Origin of the sequence: Sulfitobacter sp. HI0040 (assembly GCF_001634885.1) — a bacterium.
In the GTDB taxonomy this organism is placed as follows: Bacteria; Pseudomonadota; Alphaproteobacteria; order Rhodobacterales; family Rhodobacteraceae; genus Sulfitobacter.
In genome coordinates this window covers 1-247 of record NZ_LWEX01000552.1, presented here as the reverse complement: position 1 = coordinate 247, position 247 = coordinate 1, and the positions used below count along the sequence as shown (strand labels likewise).

General features: G+C 59.1%; 1 protein-coding gene. It reads right to left on the bottom strand.

The window, feature by feature from the left end; translation table 11 throughout:
- Positions 1 to 53 precede the first annotated feature (53 nt).
- On the bottom strand, positions 54 to 247 hold a 194-nt coding region (locus tag A3728_RS20450; RefSeq protein WP_067928051.1), incomplete at its 5' end, for a CsbD family protein.

The following is a 247-nucleotide window of genomic DNA, read 5'->3' as shown; positions in this document are numbered from 1 at the left end:
TAAAGGAGGCGGCCCCTCGGGACCGCCTCCGTCACTCGTTAACAACGGCGAAGTCAGTGCTTCGCTGCGAACTGGTCAATCTGGCGCTCGGCTTCATCCTTGGTGCAGCCGTAGCGTTCCTGAATGCGACCCGCGAGCTGTTCACGATTGCCGTTGGCCTGTGCCACGTCATCGTCCGTCAGGTCGCCCCATTCTTCTTTTACCTTGCCGGTGAACTGCTTCCAGTTGCCTTCGATACGGTCCCAAT